Below are 21,025 nucleotides of genomic sequence, written 5' to 3' on the forward strand. Positions count from 1 at the left end.
TATGTTTTCGAACAGGTTGTTGACGTTCAGAGACAATTGCGCGCGTAGATTGAGGCGGTAAGCGACGCGCGAAGTGACGACAGTTCAGGTGGCGATCACAACGCCCGGGCGGATCCGTCCTGAGCTCCGCCTTCCGCGGTTATGAATCCGTCCGCGCCGATAGTGGGAACAGCAGGTCGATGAAGCGTTCAGCCGTGGGGCGTGGTTCATGGTTGGCCAGCCCCGGACGCTCGTTGGCCTCGATGAAGGCGTAGTGAGGCTGGTCCGGCGCGACAACCATCAGATCAATGCCGGTCACCGGAATATCGATGGCGCGTGACGCTGCTATCGCCGCTTCGATCAGGGTCGGGTGGACCTCGTCCGTGACGTCGTGGATGGCACCGCCCAGGTGAAGGTTGGCCGCCTTGCGCACCAGGATTTCCTCGCCCTCGTCTGCGACATCATCCAGGGCGTATCCCGCCTCAGCCAGTGTGCGTTCCGTCTCGGCGTCGATCGGGATGCAGGATTCACCGCCCGTGGCCGCCGCGCGTCGACGGCTCTGGTGTTCGATCAGCGCACGCAGGGTCGAGCGTCCGTCGCCCACCACGCGCGGCGGACGACGAACAGCGCAGGCCACCACCTCATGGTCGATGACGATCAGGCGCAGATCCTCGCCTTCCACCTGTTGCTCGATCAGAACCTCCGGGCAGATGCGGCGCGCACGCAACAGGGCCGCCTGTACGTCCGCCATGGTCTTCAGGCCCACGGCCACGCCCTTGCCCTGTTCGCCCCGGGCCGGCTTGACGGCAAGCGCACCCCAGGTTTCCAGCGCCGTGTCGATGGCGCTGAGGTCGTCCGCATCAATCCGCTGCGGCACGCGCACGCCGGCCTCTTCGACGATGCGGCGCGTCACCCGCTTGTCGTCGCAGATGCTGAGGGCCACAGCAGAGGTCAGATCAGACAGGCTTTCACGGCAACGCACGGAACGGCCGCCCCAGGTCAGGCGGAACAGCCCGCCCTCCGCATCGATGATGTCGGTCTGGATGCCCCGGCGCCGGGCCTCGTCCACGATGATCCGGGCATAGGGGTTGAGGGCGTGGTCATCGCCCGGCCCCACGAACAGGGCCTCATTGATCGGGTTCTTTCGCTTGACGCCGAACAAGTGGTCGCGCCGGAACCCCAGCTTCTCATACAGGGCGATCGCCTGGACATTGTCGTGCATGACCGACAGATCCATGTGGGCCAGACCCTGCGTCTTGAGGTGTTCGGCCAGGCGGCGGACCAGGGCCTCGCCGATCCCCGGCTGTGTCGCCTGAGGATCAACCGCCAGACACCAAAGGGAAGAGCCGTTCTCAGGGTCGTCAAACGCCCTCGCATGATTCACCCCCGTCACCGTGCCGATCACCGCGCCGGTCGCCAGATCCTCGGCGACGAAATAGGTCAGGCTCCGCTCATCCCGGCGCGACCAGAAAAACTCCGGCGGAACCTGAACCATCCGGCGTTTGGCGTAGATATCATTGACCGCATGGGCGTCCGCTTCGGAGGTCAGGCGACGGACGGTGAAGCCGCGCGGCTGGCGCCGGCCGGGCCGATAGGTCGCCAGTTCCAGCCGATAGGTGTGCGACGGGTCCAGAAACACTTCCTGGGGCGCCGAAGCCAGCAGGACATGAGGGTTGCGGACATAGAAGGCGATGTCGCGACGCTCGGGGCCTTCGGCGCGCAGGGCCTCGATCAGGTGCGCCGCCGTCTCAAAGATCGCGCACGGGCTCCTGCCCCGTCATGACCGGCGGTTTCAACCCCTCATGGCGCAGGCGCTTCAACCGGTGCGCCTTGGGCCGGGCGAGGCGAAGATCAGACGCCATGATGCTGCATCCACATTTCAAGCACCGCGACCTGCCACAGCTCAGAACCGCGCAAGGGGGTGATATGACCCGTCGGGTCGACGAACAGGCGGTCCAGCCAGGCCCTGTCGAACAGGCCGCGATCGCGCGCCGCCTGATTGGTCAGCGTTTCGCGCACCATCTCGAGATAGGGGCCCTGAATATATTTGAGCGCGGGCACGGGGAAATATCCCTTCTTGCGGTCAATGACTTCTGAGGGAACGACAAGGCGCGCCGCCTCTTTCAGCACCCCCTTGCCGTTCTGCGCCAGCTTGTGCTCGGGCGGAATGCGTCCGGCCAGTTCGACCAGTTCATGGTCGAGGAAGGGCACGCGGGCCTCCAGCCCCCATGCCATCGTCATGTTATCGACGCGCTTCACCGGATCGTCGACCAGCATCACCTGACTGTCGAGACGCAGCGCCTTGTCGACCGGCGTCTGGGCGCCTGCCTGCGCGAAATGCGCCTCGACCAGAACCCGGCTGACGTCGACATCGGCCATATAGGCGCCGTTCAGTTGCGTCTTCAGCGTCTCATGGCTGCGGTCGAAAAAGGATCGGGCATAGGTTTCGACCGGATCGGCGGCGTCGACCATCGGCGCCGATCGTGCCCGGCAGCGCCTCCATCAGCCGCTGGTGCGGCACGAAGATCTGGTGATGCCGCGTGCCGTAATGCCTGGCGATCAGATCGGAATAGACGAACTTGTCGCCCTTCTCGCCATTGGCCTCTTCAAAGCCGACCGAGAAGGTCATCAGATCCTTCTGACCCAGTTCCGCCAGCAGGCCGACGATCAGGCTGGAGTCCACGCCGCCCGACAGCAGCACATCGGCGACCATGCGCCGCCGAACCGCCGCGCGCAGGCTGTCCAGCACCTGATCGCGCCAGTCCTCCGCCGTCAGTGCGGCGTCTTCGGGCCTGCGGGTCATTTCCGGGCGCCAATAGACATGCTCGCGCGAGGTTCCGTCCGGCTCGATGACGCGCACCGTCGCGGCCGGGAATTTCTTTACGCCCTTCAACAGCGTGTGCGGCGGCGGCACCACCGCGTGGAAGGTCATGTAGTGGTGCAGGCCTACAGGGTCGACCGCCGCATCGTCCATTCACGCCTGACCGAGGGGGCCAGACGGCGCTGGCTGAATCGCCAGGCCTTCTTCACGCCGACGTTCTGACGCGGCTGGCCCTGTCGCCCCCCGAAAAGCGGCGCCAGATCGCCGGCGCCGTCTCGGCCCTGGCCGAGCTGATGTCGCCTCCGATTCCTGAGATCGGATAGGTCGGGCGCGCACGCACCCAAGCAACGGCGTCCTCGCCGGAGAACGGCGTGCAACGCCCTGGCCCATGCAGCGTTTCTCCTGACCCGCCCGTCGACGGATCATGATGGATCAGGAGAACTGCTTATACACATGCCCCGGCAAGATCAGGACTTCGCTTCCGTTCTGCGACCGACGCCCGCCGGGTTGTGGTGCCCCCACGGCGATTTCCATATTGATCCGCCGCGCCCGGTCGATCGCGCGGTCATCACGCACGGCCATGCCGATCACGCGCGCGCAGGCCACGGCGCCGTCCTGGCGACCGTCGAGACGCTGGCCATCATGAAAGAACGTTACGGCGAAGATTTTGCGGGCAGCGCACAGGCCCTGCCCTATGGCGAACCGCTGACCGTGGGGGGCGTCAGCCTGACGCTGGCGCCGGCGGGGCATGTACTGGGTTCGGCGCAGGCCGTCGTTCGGCATAGAGGCCGCACCGTCACGGCGTCGGGCGATTACAAGCGCAGGCGCGACCCGACCTGCGGCGCATTTGAGCCGGTCCCCAGCGATGTCTTTATCACCGAGGCGACCTTCGGCCTGCCTGTATTTCGCCATCCGCCGGACACGCACGAAATCAGACGCCTGCTGCATTCGGTCCGGCAGTTTCCCGAGCGCGCCCATCTGGTCGGCGCCTATGCGCTGGGCAAGGCGCAGCGTGTCATCCGCCTGCTGCGCGAGGCCGGATATGACGAGACCATCTATGTCCATGGCGCGCTGGAACGCCTGAACCGGCTATATGAGCATTTCGGCGTCGATCTCGGTCCGCTGGCGCCCGCCGCCGGGTCGAAGGCGGATTTTGCCGGACGGATCATCATCGCCCCGCCCTCAGCCATCGCCGATCGCTGGAGCCGTCGCTTTCCCGATCCGGTCACCGCCTTCGCCTCTGGCTGGATGAGGGTCAGGGCGCGGGTGCGTCAGCGCGGGGTCGAGTTGCCGCTGATCCTGTCCGACCACGCTGACTGGGACGAACTGACCGCGACCCTGAGCGAATTGTCGCCGCAGGAGATATGGATCACCCACGGCCGGGACGACGCGCTGCGCCGCTGGGCCGACCTGCAGGGCATGACGGCGCGCGCCCTTCATCTGATCGGCTACGAAGACGAGGACGACGACTGATGCGCGCCTTCGCCGTCCTGCTGGACCGCCTGTCGTTCACAGCCTCTCGCAACGCCAAGCTGCGGCTGATCCGGGACCATCTGGCGCAGACGCCTGACCCGGACCGGGGCTGGGCGCTGGCCGCCCTTACCGGCGCCCTGTCCTTTACCGCCGCCAAGCCCGCCATGATCCGCCAGGCCGTCGAGGCGCGTGTCGATCCCGTACTGTTCCGCCTGTCCTACGACTATGTCGGCGATCTGGCTGAGACCGCCGCCCTGATCTGGCCCGCGCGCCCCGGGGCCAACCGCGAACCGGAACTGTCCGAGGTCATCGACGCCCTGAACGCCGCCCGTCGCAGCGAGGTCCAGCCCCTGCTGGAAGGCTGGCTGGACGCGCTGGACGCCGACGGACGCTGGGCCCTGCTGAAGCTGGTCACTGGCGGTTTGCGCGTCGGCGTTTCCGCGCGGATCGCATGGCAGGCGGCGGCCGACTACGGCGGGGTCGAGGTCGCGGATATTCAGGAGGTCTGGCACGCCCAGACGCCGCCCTATGCAGACCTGCTCGCCTGGCTGGACGGCAGGACCGAGCGCCCCCCGGCCACGGCGCCGGGCCGCTTTCGTCCCGTCATGCTGGCCCAGCCCGTCGATAAGGCGGCCGACCTGCCCGGTCTGGACCCCGCCGCCTATGCGGCCGAATGGAAGTGGGACGGCATCCGGGTTCAGGCTGTCAGCGAAGGCGGAGTCAAACGCCTTTACAGCCGGACGGGCGAAGATGTTTCGGACGCCTTTCCCGACGTGATCGCCACCATGATCTATGAAGGGGTGATCGACGGCGAACTCCTGGTCCTGCGCGACGGGCGCGTGGCTCCCTTCGGCGATCTGCAGCAGAGGCTGAACCGCAAGACAGCGGACGCAAAACTGATGCTCAGCCACCCTGCAGGGATACGCGCCTATGACCTGCTGGCCGCTGACGGAGAAGATCTGCGCGCCCTGCCCTTCGCACGGCGGCGTCAACGCCTGGCGGCCTTCGTCGCCGCCAGCGCATCCAACCGCATCGACCTGTCCCCTCTGGTCGCGTTCAACAGTTGGAGCGATCTTGCCGACCTGCGCGCCACGCCGCCGCCAGGCGACCCGCAAGCCGCCGAAGGCCTGATGCTGAAGCGATTGGACAGCCTGTATGAAGCCGGTCGCCCCAAGGGACCCTGGTTCAAATGGAAGCGCGATCCTCACCTCATCGACGCCGTGCTGATGTACGCCCAGCGCGGTCACGGCAAACGATCCAGCTACTATTCCGACTACACCTTCGGCGTCTGGACCGCTGACGCCGAAGGCGTCCCTGTCCTGACCCCGGTGGGCAAGGCCTATTTCGGCTTCACCGATGAAGAGCTGAAGCGGCTCGACAAATTCGTGCGCGACCACACGGTGGAGCGGTTCGGCCCGGTCCGCTCCGTCAAGGCCGACCGCCAGTTCGGACTCGTTCTGGAGATCGCCTTCGAAGGCCTGCAGCGCTCACGGCGCCACAAGTCCGGCGTCGCCATGCGTTTTCCGCGCATCAGCCGCATCCGCTGGGACAAGCCCGCAGGCGAGGCTGACGAACTGGCGACGCTGGAGCGGATGCTGGAACAGGATGACAGGTGAAACAGAAGGGGAACGACCTTATATCCATTCCTTCACCGCCCGGATCATTCGCCTTGGATAAGACGCCCGCCGCCCCTGATATGTTGCCGCCCCGGTTCAGCGACTGGTTCGCCGGACGCGGCTGGGCGGCGCGCGCGCATCAGCTGGCCATGATCGAAAAGGCCAGGGCGCAGGCCGATGTGCTGCTGATCGCGCCGACGGGGGGCGGCAAGACGCTGGCTGGCTTCCTGCCCAGTCTGATCGATCTGGCGGAACGCGGGCCACGCAATGCGCCCAAAGCGTTGCACACCCTCTACATCTCGCCGCTCAAAGCGCTGGCCGTGGATGTCGAGCGTAACCTGCTGACGCCTGTGCGCGAGATGGAACTGCCCATCGTGGTCGAGTCCCGCACCGGCGACACCGGTCAGGCGCGCCGGGAGCGCCAGCGCCAGGCTCCGCCCGACATCCTGCTGACCACGCCGGAGCAACTGGCCCTGTTCTGCGCGTGGCCCGGCGCACGCGGTTACTTTGAAGACCTGCGCTGTATCGTCATCGATGAAGTCCACGCCATCTCCGACTCCAAGCGCGGCGACCTTCTGGCCCTGGGACTGGCGCGCCTGAGGCAGTTCGCGCCGCACGTCCGCATGGTCGGCCTGTCGGCCACCGTGGACGACCCCGCCCGAATGCGCCGCTGGCTGTCCGACCGGGGCGACGACATCATCTTCGGCCAGCCGGGCGCGCCGCCCCGCATCAATGTGCTGCTGTCGGAAAACCGCGTCCCCTGGGCCGGACATACCGCCCGGCACGCCATGGCCGAGGTCTATGAGACCATCAAGACCGCACGCACGACGCTGATCTTCGTCAACACCCGCTGGCAGGCGGAGTTCGCCTTTCAGGAGCTGTGGCGGCTGAACGACGACAACCTGCCCATCGGCCTGCATCACGGCAGCCTGTCCGCCGAGCAGCGACGCCGGGTCGAGGCCTCGATGGCGCGCCAGGACCTGCGCGCCGTGGTCTGCACCTCCACGCTGGATCTGGGCATAGACTGGGGGGCGGTCGATCTGGTCATCCAACTGGCCGCGCCCAAGGGCGCCTCGCGACTGGTGCAAAGGATCGGCCGCGCCAATCACCGGCTGGATGAGCCGTCCCGCGCCGTCCTGGTGCCCGCCAGCCGTTTCGAGATGCTGGAATGTCAGGCCGCCGCCGACGCCGTGGTCCAGAACGCGCTGGATGCTGTTCCGCCGCGAACAGGCGCGCGCGACATTCTGGCCCAGCATATCATGGGCTGCGGGTGCGCCGAACCGTTCGACCTGACGGCGCTGTATGAGGAAGTGCGCCGGGCCGCGCCCTATGCGGATCTAGGCTGGGAGGCCTATGAGCAGGTCGTCGATTTCGTCTCCACCGGCGGTTACGCCCTGAAGACCTATGATCGTTTCCGCCGCCTGATCCGGGGCGCCGACGGCCTGTGGCGCGCCCGCAACGAAGAGACGGCGCGACGTCACCGCATGAACGTCGGCTCTATCGTGACAGCCCAAACGCTCAACATACGCCTGCCCGGCCGCCATGGCTCGGGCCGCAAGATCGGACAGGCCGAAGAATGGTATTTCGAGCAGCTCACCCCCGGCGACAGCTTCCTGTTCGCCGGCGAGGTCTGGCGTTTTGAAGGGGTGCGCGGGACCGACGCCATCGTCACCCGCTCCACCTCGACCGAGCCCAAGGTTCCCAGCTGGGGCGGGGCCAAGTTTCCGCTCTCCACCTCCCTGGCCCGGCGCGTCCGCCGGATGATGAGCGATGAAACCGCCTGGCCCGACCTGCCCCCCGATGTCCGCGAATGGCTTCACGCCCAGAAGGATCACTCCAGCCTGCCCGGCGAAGACGATCTGCTGGTCGAGACCTTCAGCCGAGGCAAACGGCATTTCATGATCTGCTACGCCTTCGAGGGACGGCTGGCGCACGCCACCCTCGCCATGCTGGTGACGCGGCGTCTGGACCGGGCCGGGGTCGGCCCGATCGGCTATCTGGCCAATGACTATGCCCTATGCGTCTGGGCCATGCGTCCGATGGATGATCTGGATTTCGACGCCCTGTTTCAACAGGATATGCTGGGAGACGATCTGGAAGCGTGGCTGGATGAAAGCTTCATGATGAAACGCGCCTTCAGGGAATGCGCCCTGATCTCCGGCCTGATCGAACGTCGGATGCCCGGCCATGAAAAGAACGGTCGTCAGGTGACCTTCTCCGCGGACCTGATCTACGACACCCTGCGCCGACATGACCCCGACCACCTGCTGCTGAGTTGTGCGCGCGAAGACGCCGCGCGCGGGCTGCTTGACGTCGCCCGTCTGGGCGACTTGCTGGCGCGCATCGTCGGGCGGATTCGGGTGCAGCGCCTGCCCCATCTGTCCCCCTTCGCCGCCCCCCTGTTGATGGAGATCGGCAAAGAGCGCGCGCCCGGAACATCCGCCGCCGAAATGATGCTGGAAGACGCCGCCCTGATCGAAGAGGCCATGTCATGAGGCTGGCCGATGCCGCCGTGACCGCCCCAACCGTCGACATCGCCCTGACGATCCGCGTCGCGGGCGTAGAGGCGACCTTGCGGCCGTCCGGCGCGCTGTGGCTGGCGCAGGCGCAGATGATGGTCGTGGCGGACCTGCATCTGGAGAAGGGATCATCCTACGCCGCCAGGGGTCAGTTGCTGCCTCCCTATGATACGCCCGAAACCCTCGACCGGCTGGAGCGCGAGGTCGGCGTCCTGAGCCCGAAATCCGTCGTTTTTCTGGGCGACACCCTGCATGACGTCGAGGCGCAGGCTCGTCTCGCCGTATCCGAAAAAGCACGCCTTCACGCCCTGTCGGAACGGGTGAGACTGATCTGGATTCGCGGCAACCACGACCCTGATGGCGCCGGAACGCTGGGCGGAGAAACGATGGGTTTCATGGAAGCGGCGGGCCTTGTCCTGCGCCATGATCCCTCTCCGATGCCCGTTCCTGGAGAAGTCGCCGGACACCTGCATCCATGTCTGCGTCTTCACGGGGCGGCAGGCAGCCTGCGACGCCGCTGCTTCGCCTCCGACGGACAACGCCTGATCCTTCCGGCCTTCGGCGCCTATGCCGGGGGACTCAACCTGCTCGACAACGCCTTCAAGCCCCTGTTCGCAACGCCCCCCACCGGATATGCGCTGGGCCGCCGCGTCACGGCTATAAACCCGGAAAGGCTGAGGCCTGACCGCGCCTGATGCGGCGCTTCACGCCTCGAAACGATAGGGATCAAACAGCATCAAATCCTCGTCCACCTGACCCGCCAGCGCCGAGGAAACCAATTCGGCGCCCAGTCGAGCGAAGGTGACGCCGTTTCCGCCGAAACCATGAGCCAGCCAGACCCGCTGCGTATGGGCGGCCCTGCCCAGCGCAGGCAGGCCGTCGGGCGAACTGCCGAACGTCGCCGCCCATGCGCAATCGACCTGAAGCTCATCGACGTCCAGCAGGCGCGCCCCGTCCACCTTCAGTCGGGCCTGTTTCTGCGCCAGTTGCGCGTCGCGCCTGTCAGGGTCCGCGCTGTCGATATCGCCGCCGCCGACCAGGATGCGACCGTCATCCGTGCGCCGTGCGTAAAGATAGGGGTCCGACGCCTCCCACAGCATGACCCCCTCCTCCCAGACCGGCGGCGTGCCGGGCGCCGTGGCGATGGCGAAGCTGGAGCCCAGGGTGAACGCCTCAGGCAGAAACCAGCGTGATGCCTCATAACCGGTGGCCAGCACGACCTGTGACGCCTCCAACCGCGCGTCGCCGTCAAGGATCAGGCCGACGCCGTCGTTGGCCTGATCCAGCCCCAGCACCTCGATCGGGTGGACGATGGCGGCGCCCGCCGCCCGGGCCCTTTCCAGAAGGCCGTGCGTGAGGGCCACCGGATCAACCCCAAAAGCGTCCTGAGACAGCAGAGCCGCGCGGGCCGGCAGGCTGAAGCGCGCCTTCACTTCACCCGCCTGCAAGAACTCCGAAGGCAGACCCGCCGCAACTCGACATTTCGCTTCAGCCCTCAGGGCGTCTTCATCCAGCAGGTTTCCCGCCAGATAGAGTTCCGACCGCGCCTGCCAGCCGCAGTCGATTCCACTGCGCCCAATCTCTGCCGCCAGATTATTCACCGTGCGGTGCAGCCGCTTCCAGATGGCCGCCGCACGTTCCGCGCCCCAGCGCTGCGACAGATGCAGAAGCGGCGTGTCCGCCGCCCATTGCACCAGGGCGGTCGACGCCGCCGTGCTGCCATACGCCGGGAAACGACGGTCCAGCACCACGACATGATGACCCTCGCGGCTGAGCCGATCCGCCAGCATGCTCCCCATGATCCCCGCCCCGACGACGACGATCTCGCAGCGATCCGGCAAAGGGTCGGCCCCGATCACCCCCGGCTGGGGCCAGCACGGCTGTCCGCTTCTGAGGTCCGTCGGCTCTGTCAGGCGCATGGTCTGTCTCCGGCGTCAGAGGACGCCAAGGCGGCGGCCATCAGATCATGAAAGCCATGCCGGCAGGGCCGTTCCCGCCCTTTGGTCCTCATTCTTTCACAGGGCGTCAGCGGCGGCCTTCAAATCCTCGCGGAAACGGACCTGTTCCCGCGCACGCGTTTCGGCGTCGGGCAGGCGAAGAAGATAGGCCGGGTGAACCGTCAGCAGGATGCGCGCGCCGTCAGGCGTCGTCATGATACGCCCCCGCTCAGTCTGAACTGCAGGTTTGCGGCCCAGCACGGCCAATCCGGCGGTCGCCCCCAACGCCAGGATCAGGCGCGGCCGCACCAGTCGCCGCTCGTGATCCAGCCACCAGCGACAGGCCTGGACCTCGCCGGCATCCGGCGTCCGGTGCAGGCGACGCTTGCCGCGCGGCTCATGCTTGAAGTGCTTGACCGCATTGGTCAGGTAAAGGGCGCTGCGGTCCAGTCCGGTTTCGCCCAAGGCCTTGTCCAGCAGGCGACCCGCCGGACCAACGAAGGGACGCCCTGACAGATCCTCCTGATCGCCCGGCTGCTCGCCGACGATCATCAGTGCGGCGTTGCGGGAGCCTTCACCGCAGACGCCCTGCGTCGCATCCCGCCACAGCGGACAGCGGCGACAGCCCTGGACGCCGCGCCCCAACTCCTCCAAAGTGTCGGGGGCCATTTCATCGGTGGGCGTCCGATCAACCGCAGGCGCGCGGGCGCGCTTAAATCTGTTGTTCGGTTCTTTGGCGGTTCGATTCACCATAGCCTCGGTGCGTACCGCTGCGGCCGCCATCAGTTCCGGGATCAGCTCGGCCTCCGGCAGGTTCTTCCAGTACTGCACAGGCATTTCCGAGCGCATCGCCCTGGGTCGAAGGCGCGCCGGATTGAAGGTCGAGGCATAATAGGTTCGCCAGAAGTCCTCCATCTCGTCCTCGTCGGGGGCCTGAGCCTTTTCTGCGGGCGGGCCATGGGTCAATGACTCACCGTCCCATCGGGCGAATCCGTCCGGCGTCAGGATAGACCACCGCATGGCGCTGAACCGCCGGACGAAAAAAGGCGCTGTCGCCCGCAACACCCGATGCGGCGGTTCAAACCAGGCGACCCAGTGCTCACCCATCGCATCCTCGGCCTGCCGAAAGCGGACAAAGGCCTTCATCTTGTGCGCGGCCCGGCGCACGCTCTTCACCCGGCCCGCCGCCTCGGAGACGTCGGCATCCGAGAGAACCGCCATGAGATCCGGCTGATCCCTCAGGCGCCACAACAGGCGATACATCAGGTCGAAACGATCCTCAGACCGGTGCTGGATCAACTGCGCCGCACACGCCATGAAGCCTTGCGGCGCCGTGAAGCCGCCCTCGACATCAGGCAGGACGTCTCCCCTGTCGAAAAGACCGCCCTGCCCGTCGCCCGCACGGAAACGCACGTGGGCCGGCTCCACGCCCGCCAGTCGCAGACGGCGCGCCGCATCCCGCCAGCCCTCGAAATCAAGCGGATCGTTCAGAACTACATCGCGCATCAGAACAGGCTCAACTGTTCAGGCTTGCGGACCGGCGTCAGACGCGCGCGCAGATCGACCGCATCCGTCAACCCGCCCGGCGTCCAGCCCAGCGCCGTGATCCACGGACGGACCGCATCGATCGATCGCGTCAGCCGACCCACATCTTCCAGCCGCAAGGTGCGATGCCGCCGCACGGACAGGATGCGGTCCACCGCCTTCACGCCCAGTCCCGGCACCCGCAGCAACTGCTCACGTTGCGCCGTATTGACGTCGACCGGAAAGATCTCACGCCGTCGCAGCGCCCACGCCAGCTTGGGATCGACGGCCAGATCCAGCATGCCGCCTTCGGCCCCTTCTCCGATCTCCGGCGCGGTAAAGCCGTAGAAACGCATCAGCCAGTCAGCCTGATAGAGGCGGTGCTCGCGCATCAGGGGCGGCCGCGTCGGCGGCAACAGGCTCGAACCGTCAGGAATAGGGCTGAAGGCTGAATAATAGACCCGGCGCAGGCCATAGCCGCCATACAGGGCGGCGCTGCGGGCCATGATTTCGGTGTCGGGCGCATCGTCCGCGCCGACAATCAACTGAGTCGACTGCCCGGCCGGGGCGAAGCGGGGCGGACGATTTCGATCCCGTTTGTCCGGCTGCGCCGCCTCCATCTTCAGCCGCACCTGACCCATGGCCTTGCGGATGGTGCGCGCATCCTTCTCAGGCGCCAAACGACCCAGGGCTTCATCGCGCGGCAGTTCAATATTGGCAGACAGACGATCGGCATACAGCCCCGCCAGTTCCACCAGTCGAGCATCCGCCTCCGGGATCAGTTTCAGGTGGATGTAGCCGCGAAAGTCGTGATCCTCCCGCAGGCGCCGCGCCACCTCGACCAACTGCTCCATTGTGTAGTCCCCGTTGCGGATCACGCCCGACGACAGGAACAGGCCCTCGATATAGTTGCGCCGGTAGAAGGCCAGCGTCAGATCAACAACCTCCTGCACCGTAAAACGCGCCCGCTCGACGTTGGAAGACGCCCGGTTGATGCAATAAACGCAGTCATAGATGCAGAAGTTGGTCAGCAATATCTTCAGCAGACTGACGCACCGCCCATCGGGCGTATAGGCGTGACAGATGCCCATCCCCTCGGTCGAGCCCATCCCCCGACCCCCCATCGAATCTCGCTTCGTCGTTCCGGATGAAGCGCATGACGCATCATATTTGGCCGCATCCGCCAACACCGCCAGCTTTCGTCGAAGATCAATGCGCGCCATTTGTTCATGATATGTTCTTATCTCTCCGGCGGGAAGCCCCTTTTGCCGATGAACATATAGCTGTAGGTCGCCGGGGCTCAGCGCGAAATAGTCCGTGAACACAACGGCAGCGCCGCTGATATCGCTGAACAGGTCCGCGATGACGAAGTTGCCCAGTCCCTGCATGAACCGCCCGGCGGGGAAGGTTTCCATATCGGACGACGCCGCGATCAACAACGGCCGCCGCCTGAAGCGGCGTCTCCGAGCGGGCCTTCTTGTACCTAGACCCGCGCTGCAACCGGCTCTTCGAGGTCGAAGCGGTCGGCGCGGGCCATGCGCCAGCTTTCGGAATAAAAGCTACGTCCTTCTTCGCCGGTCAGGAGTTCGCCGGGCCGCAGGAAGACGTGCAACTGCGAGAACAGCTTGATCTCGGTCTGACTGATGCGACGGGCCAGATGATGCGGACCCAGGTCACTGGGGTGGCGGATGCCCGCTGCCGCCAGCATTTCGGACAGCCCCTTCAGGGTGGAGCGGTGGAATTGATGCACCCGCTCGGCCTTGTCCGGCACGACAAGGGCGCGCTGGCGCAGCGGATCCTGCGTGGCGACGCCGGTGGGGCAGCGGTTGGTCCCGCAACTCAGCGACTGAACGCAGCCGAGCGCGAACATGAAGCCGCGCGCCGCATTGGCCCAGTCGGCGCCGATGGCCAGGACGCTGGCGATATCGAAGGCGCTGGTGATCTTGCCCGCCGCGCCGATGCGAATCTGGTCGCGCAGACCGGCGCCGACCAGCGTGTTGTGAACGAACAGAAGCCCCTCGCGCATCGGCGCGCCCAGATGGTCGGTGAACTCGACCGGCGCGGCGCCGGTGCCGCCCTCGCCCCCGTCGACGACGATGAAGTCGGGGCGGATGCCGGTCTCCAGCATGGCCTTGACGATGCCCATGAACTCCCAGGGCTGACCGATGCACAGCTTGAAGCCGACCGGCTTTCCGCCCGACAGTTCACGCAGGCGGGCGATGAACTCCATCATCTGCAATGGGGTCGAAAAGGCGCTGTGGCTGGCGGGGGAGATACAGTCCTGCCCCATCGGCACGCCGCGCGTAGCTGCGATCTCGGCGCTGACCTTTTCGCCGGGCAGGATGCCGCCGTGCCCCGGCTTGGCGCCCTGACTCAGCTTGATTTCGATCATCTTGATCTGGGGGTTGGCCGCCTGGTCGGCGAATCGATCAGGATCGAAGGCGCCCGTTTCAGTGCGACAGCCGAAATAGCCGCTGCCGAGTTCCCAGATGATGTCGCCGCCGTATTCACGGTGATAGGGGCTGTAGCCGCCCTCGCCGGTGTCATGCGCAAAACCGCCCATGGCTGCGCCCTTGTTCAGCGCGCGGATGGCGTTGGCGCTGAGCGAGCCGAAGCTCATAGCCGAGATATTGAACACCGAGCACGAATAAGGTCGGGCGCACTGATCCCCGCCGATCAGGACGCGGAAGGTCGTGGGGTCCGCCGCCGGCGCGGGCCGAATCGAATGGCCCATGAAGTCATAGCCGACGCTGTAGACGTCCACCTGGGTGCCAAAAGAGCGCTCAGAACCCTCTTTCTTGGCGCGGGCGTAGACCAGCGAGCGCTGGTTGCGGGAAAAGGGCGCGGCCTCCTGATCGGACTCAATCAGATATTGCCGGATCTCGGGACGGATCATCTCGGCCAGCCAGCGGACGTGGCCCAGCACCGGATAGTTGCGGCGGATGGAGTGATACGGCTGGATCAGGTCTACCACGCCCAGCAAGACCAGAGCCCCTGCAATCGTCGGCACGAACCACAACCACGGATAATGCAGGGCCAGTCCGACGCCGATGATGAAAACGAGAATGCAGAGGGCGAAAGCCGAATATTGATTTAGCCGCACGTTTCCAAAGCCCTTTTCGCGAACGTCACGAATGTCCCGCTGCATCGTGAGTTCCCGAAACTATGGCGACTGGATTGCGCCCGGGCCAGCGCCTGTTTCAACCGACGCGTCGGCGTCGCCCTGGTGTGGCCTTGATGCAGACGGCGCATCGTCTCTCCACATCCGCGCGACGCTCCTTCATAACAAGGTTCCAGCAAACAGGACGGCCGGATGTCCAGCGAAGACTGCGCAATGCCGAAGGCGCCGGGTAGACAGATCCAGGATCCCGTCCCTGACGTCTTCTGGCACAGCGCCGCATCCATACGCGCTCATCCCGACTTCCCGCTCGCCAGGGCCGCCTACGTACGGGCCGTGCTGGCGCTTTATGGAGACGCCCCCTTCACAGCGATCACATATTGGCGGCCGGGCGTCACCGGAATCGGGGTCGGGGGCGTAAAGGCGACGTCAATACGTCCAGCGTCGGCGACCACGGTCGGCGCGCTCAGATAGAGGACCGGACCAACGGCGCGCCAACCGTCCCGGGACCATCCCATCACCAGCCCCTGAGTGGACACGGGCCCTGTCGCGTTCTCGATCGCAATGCTGAACGAGCGCAGCTGATCCGACGACGCCGGAGCGGCGATGACCACGCCGCTTGTCGTCTTGAGCGCATAGAAGGCGACGCCGCCATTGGGCGGCCCTGTGCGCGTATCAATATCCTGTGCTGACGCGACGCCGAGGCCTGCCGACAGCAAGCCCAGGACGACGATGGCGATCAATCCGGCTCTCACCCCGCGCCCTTTCCGCGTTGCATTCCCACGGCGGTAAACAGACGCGACGCCCCACACAACGGCGAAATCTGCGCATACTCACGGCATGCGCAGCCCCCCTCACAATCCGGGAGTCGCCTCCGGAGGGGCGGTCGGCCCCAGAACCTGCTGCCAGCCATACGCCAGGGACAGCAGGCGGCCCTCCGAAAACGGGCGCCCCAGCATCTCCAGTGCGACCGGCTGATCGAGGCTGGAGTCTGCGGGATCCCGGACGAACCCCACGGGGAAAGCCAGGGCGGGGAAGCCGGTGAAAGCGCTGATGCGGTTGCTGCCCCCGGCCTTCACGGCCGGGCCGTTGAGACCCTGCAGAACGGGGTAAATCAGCACATCGTATTTCTCCCCGCGCGAAGAACCCGTGGTGAAATCAATATTGTCCAGCGCCGCGGAGACCCGAGGAATGACGTAGCCGTCGCGTGACACGTGGTTGCGGTGATAGTTCCTGTATCCGTCGGTTCCGGCGTCCCGGACCTGGACGTCATTGGCCAGATACATCTTGAAAGCGCGCAGGGCCTGCGCCTCCTGAGGATACTGTTCCATGGCCTCGGCGACCGCCTGCGCCGAACGCGGATGGCCATCGGCGTCTGAACTCCAGCGGTTCAGGTACCGGGTGAGGTCGGGCACGAACTCATAGGCGGACAGACTGGCGAAACGACCCGGATTGCCGGGGATGTCGACCTCCTTCTGGCCGATAACGCCCTCCAGATCGTCGATAGAGACATCCTCGATCACGGCGCCCCCCTGCGCCATGCGGCCTATGGCCTGTTCGAGAGCGTCCAGAAAGGTCTGGCTGCTCTCATCGGCCGCGGGGAACAGTTCGCGCACCACCCCGATGCGCGCCCCGCGCAAGGCGGCGGCGTCGAGGTTCAGCGCAAGAGACTCGCGACCGCCCGTCATGTCCAGATAGTCCTCTGAGCTGGCGACCAGCGGAGCATCGAACGCCTTGGCCGCACGCTGGCCGCTGTCGGCGCTGTCATCATGTCCGATCATGGCGTCCATCAGGATGGCGCAGTCCTGGACCTGGCGGCACATCGGCCCGGCCGTGTCCTGGCTGTGGGCCAACGGCACGATGCCGTTCTGGCTGAGCAGCCGCAACGTCGGACGCAGTCCATACAGGCCCTGCACGGCGGCGGGTACGCGCACCGATCCGCCTGTGTCGGTGCCCAGTCCGACCATGGCCAGGCTCCCGGCAATGGCGGCGCCGGTGCCGGACGATGATCCGCCCGGGCTGTTGCTCAGAATATAGGCGTTGCGGGCCTGACCGCCGATGGCCGAGGCCCCGCTATAGCCGAAGGCGAACTCGTCCAGGTTGGCCTTGGCCAGGATCACGCCCCCCGCCTCACGGATACGGGCGACGATGAAGGCGTCGGCGATGGGCCGGCTGTCCTTCAGCACGATCGAACCGGCCGTGGTCGGCATATCAACCGTATCGATATTGTCCTTCACCGCTACCGGGACACAATGCAGCGGCCCCTGCATCCGCCCGGTCGAGAAATACAGCCGGTCCAGTTCATCGGCCCGTTCCAGCGCCGCTGGATTAACCGTGATCAGGCTGTTCAGCGACGGTCCCTGACGGTCGTAGGCTGCGATCCGGTTCAGATAGGTCTGGACGATATCGCGGCATGAAACCTCGCCGCGCGACATGGCCTGATGGAAGGCGTCTATCGACAGATCCGTCACCACCATCGGCGCTCGCTGCGCCTGTAGCACGGGCAGACTCTGAGGGCCCGCCCCCTGACCCGCCAGGGTCGGGCCGCAGGCCGTTAGCGCCAGGGCGGCGGCGGACAGGACAAGCGTACGCATCATATCTCTTCGATCATCTACAAAGCCCTCCTCCGCGTGGGCGGAGGAGGGCGTTTTAATCAGAATACTTTCCGGAGGCTGGCGTACCAGTAACGGGAGTAGGGTGAATAGAGCGTTCCCAGATAACCGCCGCCGGCCAGCGGCGGGTCTTCGTTGGTTATGTTGCGGACCCCCAGGCGAACCCGCGTCTTTGATAGAGGGCCTGCTTCGCTGAACTCATATTCGCCATACAGATTGCCGGTCAGCTGCGCATCCACGATCCAGGGGCCGTCAGCATCGCGCAGCGTCGAGCCCGTGCTTTCGACACTGCCGGTATAGGAGGTGAAGGCGCCGAGCGTGAAGTTCTCATAATGCCAGGTGGCGGAGGCGGACCATTTCCATTCCGGCTTGGCGCCCTGACGGATCAGATCGCCGGTCTGACCGCCGAAGGTGATGCGTTGATCGATGTCGCCGGCGGCCTGGGCGTCGATCAGTTCCTGCATCGCGGGCGAGGGGCTGAGATAGTATTTCAGCAGGTGGGCGACGTTCAGGTTCACATTGAAGTCGCCGAAACGGGTTCCGTTCAGCTTCCAGAAGACGCCCAGATCGACGCCCTGGATCTCCTGCGGCAGCATATTGTCATAGCGATCGTTCACGTAGAGGACGCGCCCGGCCGGATCCAGACCCGCCGCCGTGAACAGGGCGACCTCGTCCGGGGTCGGGGTGTCGCGGATCACGTTCGGATTGGAACGGCCCTGCTTGCGCAGATAATAGTCGAGCACCAGCGCATTCTGTCCCCGGAAGACGCCGACCAGACCCTCCTGTTCGATCTTCCAGTAGTCGATGGTGAAGGTGAAATCGCCCAGTTGCTCCGGCAGAAAGCGCGGCTGGATGACGGCGCCCAGGGCGAAGGTTTCGGACTCTTCGGGTTTCAGGTGGCGGTTGCCCGTACGGCGCTCTGCGACCTGATAGACGGTGGTCGTGCAGTTGCTGAAGTCGTTCACGCCGGGGGTGGTGTTCTGCCAGACCTGACAGTGAATCCAGTCGGTGCTGTTGTTTTCGCGCGTGATGACGGTGGTGTTGATCTGCTCAAGGTTCGGCGCGCGGAAACCCTGCGCCCATGACCCGCGCAGTCGGAAGCCGTCGACCAGATCCCAGGCCAGGGCGATCTTCGGTTTGGCCACATCGCCGAAGTCGCTGTAATTTTCGTATCGACCGGCCAGCTGTGCTTCCAGTCGGTGAACGAACGGAATGGATTGTTCCGGCGAAATGATGGGAATCGCCAGTTCGGCATAGGCCGAGCTCACTTCACGATTGCCATAGATGTCCGGGTTGAGCGCCGAGTTGATGAGGTCGCTGTAAACCTCGCCGCTGGCGTCGGTGAAGGTGATCGTTCCATCCATGCGGCTGTCACGATCATCGCGCTGGGTTTCGTAACGGTACTCGACCCCGGCCGCCAGACCGACATCGCCGCCAGGCAGGCGGAAGACGTCGGGGCGCGAGAATTTCAGGTCCCACATCACCAGAGTGGATTCAGTCTTCCGCGTCAGCTTCTGACGGATCGCCTCGATGGCGGCCGGGCTGCTGGGCGTGGAATCGCCGACGCTGTAGTTCGACAGATTGCCCCCGTTGAACGGATTATAGGCGTCCGGCGTCGACAGCGATAACTGCTTGTGCAGGGCCGTGGTCGAAATATTGTCGCTGACGTCCTCGGCCTTGGCGCCCGAGAAGACCATGGCGGTCTCCCAGTTCCAGCCGCCGACCTCGCCCCGGAAGCCCCCCAGAACGCGGTACTGGTCATTGGTGACCTTCACATTGGTTCGTCCGACATCGGCGAAGGTGTAGTCGCGCAACATGATGTCCAGCCCTTCGGCCGGAACCCCGGACAGGCCCGACAGCCGGTTGGGGTTCAGCGACCCATCCGCAAAGGTGATCGGGCCGAAGGGATTGTAATAGCTGTGCGCCGGAATGGTCAGAACGATCGGCGCCTGGGTCGTGATCGGCGCCTGAATGGCGTTGGTTTCAGCATGGTAGACGCCGAATTCGCCAAAGGCCGTGATGTCTTCGGACAGATCATAGCGGCCGGTCAGGAAGACGTTGACCCGCTCCAGATCGGGAATGACGCTGGTCCCCTCCGCTGCTGAATCGTAGCGGAGATCACGCTCGACGCCGCTGGTGGCGATAGCGCCGCTGTCCAGACAGAGCCCTGAGCCGATGTTGCTCTTGCAGGTGCTGAAGGCATCGGGCTGGATATGGAAATCGCCCGCCGCGCTGGTGACGGGGACGCCGTTGCGAGACACCACGCCGCCCGGAACCGTGCGGAACAGGCCCCACGGCGTCAGTATGCTGCGGCCATCCAGATCGGCCTTGTTGGCGAAGCGCGTGTCCGCGAACAGCGCACGTCGATCATTGGACGCGGTATAGTCCCGCTCGGTCGTCAGTTGCCCGTCGCGCTTGTCATAGCTGACGAAGAGGGAGACGTTGCCACGACCGTCGGCGATGTCGCGGCCCCCGGCGACGTTGAAATTGAACTCACGAAGCTTGGTGCCTTCGGCGCCGCCATACTGGGTCGAGACCGTCCAGTCGTTCAGGTCGTCGCGCAGGACCGTATTGACCACGCCCGCCACGGCGTCTGCGCCATAGATGGCGGCGGCGCCGTCGCGCAGCACTTCCAGGCGGCGCAGGCCGGATACCGGAATGGCGTTGGTGTTATAGGTCAGCACCGGCACCAGATGCTCATTGGCCTGGCTGGTCGGGTGGCCCACGACGCGGCGGCCGTTCAGCAGCACCAGGGTGTTGCCGACCCCCAGGTTGCGCAGGTTGACTGACCCCGTGTCGCCGCGCGCCGAATTCGACAGGGCCGGCAGATAGCTGGCGTTGAAGGTCACATCGCCCATCTGGGGGATGGTGCGGAACAGTTCGTCGCCGGAAACGGCGGCCGTGTTGGCGATCTCAGCCTCACCGACCAGCGTGACAGGCAGCGCGGCTGTAACAGAAGAGCCTCTGATCTGCGAGCCGACCACGACGATTTCATCGACCTCGGTCACAGGGTCGCTGACGCTCTGCGCGCGAGTCGCTTCAGGCGTTGTCCGTCGTGTCTGCAGGGTGATGGTTCGCCCGTCGTCAGAGGTCACCATCAGCCCGGCTGCGGCGGCCAATCGGTCCAGCACGGCCCGCTCGTCAAGATTGCCCTGGACGGCAGGCGTTCGCTTGTCAGCGACGGCGTCAAAGGGAAACAGGATCTGTCGGCCGGACTGACGGGCGAACGTCTGCAGGCCAGACGCCGCGTCCTGTGCTGGAATGTCGAAGTCATGTCGGGCTTGGGCGATGGCGGCGGTCGCCAAGGCGAGTGATGCGACTGTCGTCAGAAAGGCGTAACGCAACGGCCGCCCGCGCGCACCGGTCCGGTAGGTCATCTGTGCTCCCCCTCGGAGTTGTTGACTGACGGTCTTTGCAAACGCCGTC

General features: G+C 65.5%; 14 protein-coding genes. 4 read left to right on the forward strand and 10 right to left on the reverse strand.

Annotated elements, in window-relative coordinates; genetic code table 11:
- Positions 1-139: 139 nt before the first annotated feature.
- The 3 genes from ngg to ACORJG_RS09405 all read right to left on the reverse strand — a co-directional run bounded on the left by ngg (position 140) and on the right by ACORJG_RS09405 (position 2,953).
- Positions 140-1,735, reverse strand: coding sequence for an N-acetylglutaminylglutamine synthetase (gene ngg / locus ACORJG_RS09395; RefSeq protein ID WP_427793006.1), 1,596 nt, complete (start codon positions 1,733-1,735; stop codon positions 140-142).
- A gap of 95 nt (positions 1,736-1,830) precedes the next feature.
- Positions 1,831-2,451 carry an asparagine synthase-related protein gene (locus ACORJG_RS09400; protein WP_427788780.1) on the reverse strand — a complete coding sequence of 207 codons (621 nt, stop codon included), beginning with the start codon at positions 2,449-2,451 and terminating at the stop codon, positions 1,831-1,833.
- Positions 2,390-2,953 carry an asparagine synthase-related protein gene (locus ACORJG_RS09405; RefSeq protein WP_427788781.1) on the reverse strand — a complete coding sequence of 188 codons (564 nt, stop codon included), beginning with the start codon at positions 2,951-2,953 and terminating at the stop codon, positions 2,390-2,392. Before ACORJG_RS09405 ends, ACORJG_RS09400 begins: the two co-directional genes overlap by 62 nt.
- Positions 2,954-3,253: 300 nt before the next feature.
- On the opposite strand from ACORJG_RS09405, the gene ACORJG_RS09410 reads away from it, so the two are divergent.
- From ACORJG_RS09410 to pdeM, 4 genes are all read left to right on the forward strand, one after another.
- The gene (locus ACORJG_RS09410) at positions 3,254-4,273 is read left to right on the forward strand and encodes a ligase-associated DNA damage response exonuclease (RefSeq protein ID WP_427788782.1); all 1,020 of its coding nucleotides are present in this window, start codon (positions 3,254-3,256) and stop codon (positions 4,271-4,273) included.
- Positions 4,273-5,889: a cisplatin damage response ATP-dependent DNA ligase gene (locus ACORJG_RS09415; protein ID WP_427788783.1), complete on the forward strand. Its 1,617-nt coding sequence runs from the start codon at positions 4,273-4,275 to the stop codon at positions 5,887-5,889. The genes ACORJG_RS09410 and ACORJG_RS09415 overlap by 1 nt, the downstream gene beginning before the upstream one ends.
- Before the next feature lie 80 nt (positions 5,890-5,969).
- Positions 5,970-8,384, forward strand: a complete 2,415-nt coding sequence (locus ACORJG_RS09420; protein WP_427793007.1) for a ligase-associated DNA damage response DEXH box helicase — start codon at positions 5,970-5,972, stop codon at positions 8,382-8,384.
- The gene (pdeM, locus tag ACORJG_RS09425) at positions 8,381-9,103 is read left to right on the forward strand and encodes a ligase-associated DNA damage response endonuclease PdeM (protein WP_427788784.1); all 723 of its coding nucleotides are present in this window, start codon (positions 8,381-8,383) and stop codon (positions 9,101-9,103) included. Before ACORJG_RS09420 ends, pdeM begins: the two co-directional genes overlap by 4 nt.
- A gap of 9 nt (positions 9,104-9,112) precedes the next feature.
- On the opposite strand, the gene ACORJG_RS09430 is transcribed toward pdeM, so the two are convergent.
- The 7 genes from ACORJG_RS09430 to ACORJG_RS09460 all read right to left on the reverse strand — a co-directional run bounded on the left by ACORJG_RS09430 (position 9,113) and on the right by ACORJG_RS09460 (position 20,976).
- Positions 9,113-10,327 (reverse strand): NAD(P)/FAD-dependent oxidoreductase, encoded by a 1,215-nt coding sequence (locus ACORJG_RS09430; RefSeq protein WP_427788785.1) that lies wholly within the window; start codon positions 10,325-10,327, stop codon positions 9,113-9,115.
- Between the two features lie 96 nt (positions 10,328-10,423).
- Complete coding sequence (locus ACORJG_RS09435) at positions 10,424-11,851, reverse strand: UdgX family uracil-DNA binding protein (RefSeq protein ID WP_427788786.1); 1,428 nt, start codon at positions 11,849-11,851, stop codon at positions 10,424-10,426.
- A complete protein-coding gene (locus ACORJG_RS09440; RefSeq protein WP_427788787.1) occupies positions 11,851-13,092 on the reverse strand; it encodes a putative DNA modification/repair radical SAM protein in 1,242 nt (413 codons plus the stop codon). Before ACORJG_RS09440 ends, ACORJG_RS09435 begins: the two co-directional genes overlap by 1 nt.
- A gap of 260 nt (positions 13,093-13,352) precedes the next feature.
- Positions 13,353-15,017: an FMN-binding glutamate synthase family protein gene (locus tag ACORJG_RS09445; RefSeq protein WP_427788788.1), complete on the reverse strand. Its 1,665-nt coding sequence runs from the start codon at positions 15,015-15,017 to the stop codon at positions 13,353-13,355.
- A gap of 317 nt (positions 15,018-15,334) precedes the next feature.
- Positions 15,335-15,730: a hypothetical protein gene (locus ACORJG_RS09450; protein WP_427788789.1), complete on the reverse strand. Its 396-nt coding sequence runs from the start codon at positions 15,728-15,730 to the stop codon at positions 15,335-15,337.
- A 111-nt stretch (positions 15,731-15,841) separates the two neighbouring features.
- Positions 15,842-17,584, reverse strand: coding sequence for an amidase (locus tag ACORJG_RS09455; protein WP_427788790.1), 1,743 nt, complete (start codon positions 17,582-17,584; stop codon positions 15,842-15,844).
- Between the two features lie 56 nt (positions 17,585-17,640).
- Positions 17,641-20,976 (reverse strand): TonB-dependent receptor domain-containing protein, encoded by a 3,336-nt coding sequence (locus tag ACORJG_RS09460; protein ID WP_427788791.1) that lies wholly within the window; start codon positions 20,974-20,976, stop codon positions 17,641-17,643.
- Positions 20,977-21,025: the final 49 nt, after the last annotated feature.

Origin of the sequence: Brevundimonas diminuta, from assembly GCF_050310045.1 — a bacterium.
Lineage (GTDB): Bacteria > Pseudomonadota > Alphaproteobacteria > Caulobacterales > Caulobacteraceae > Brevundimonas > Brevundimonas diminuta_F.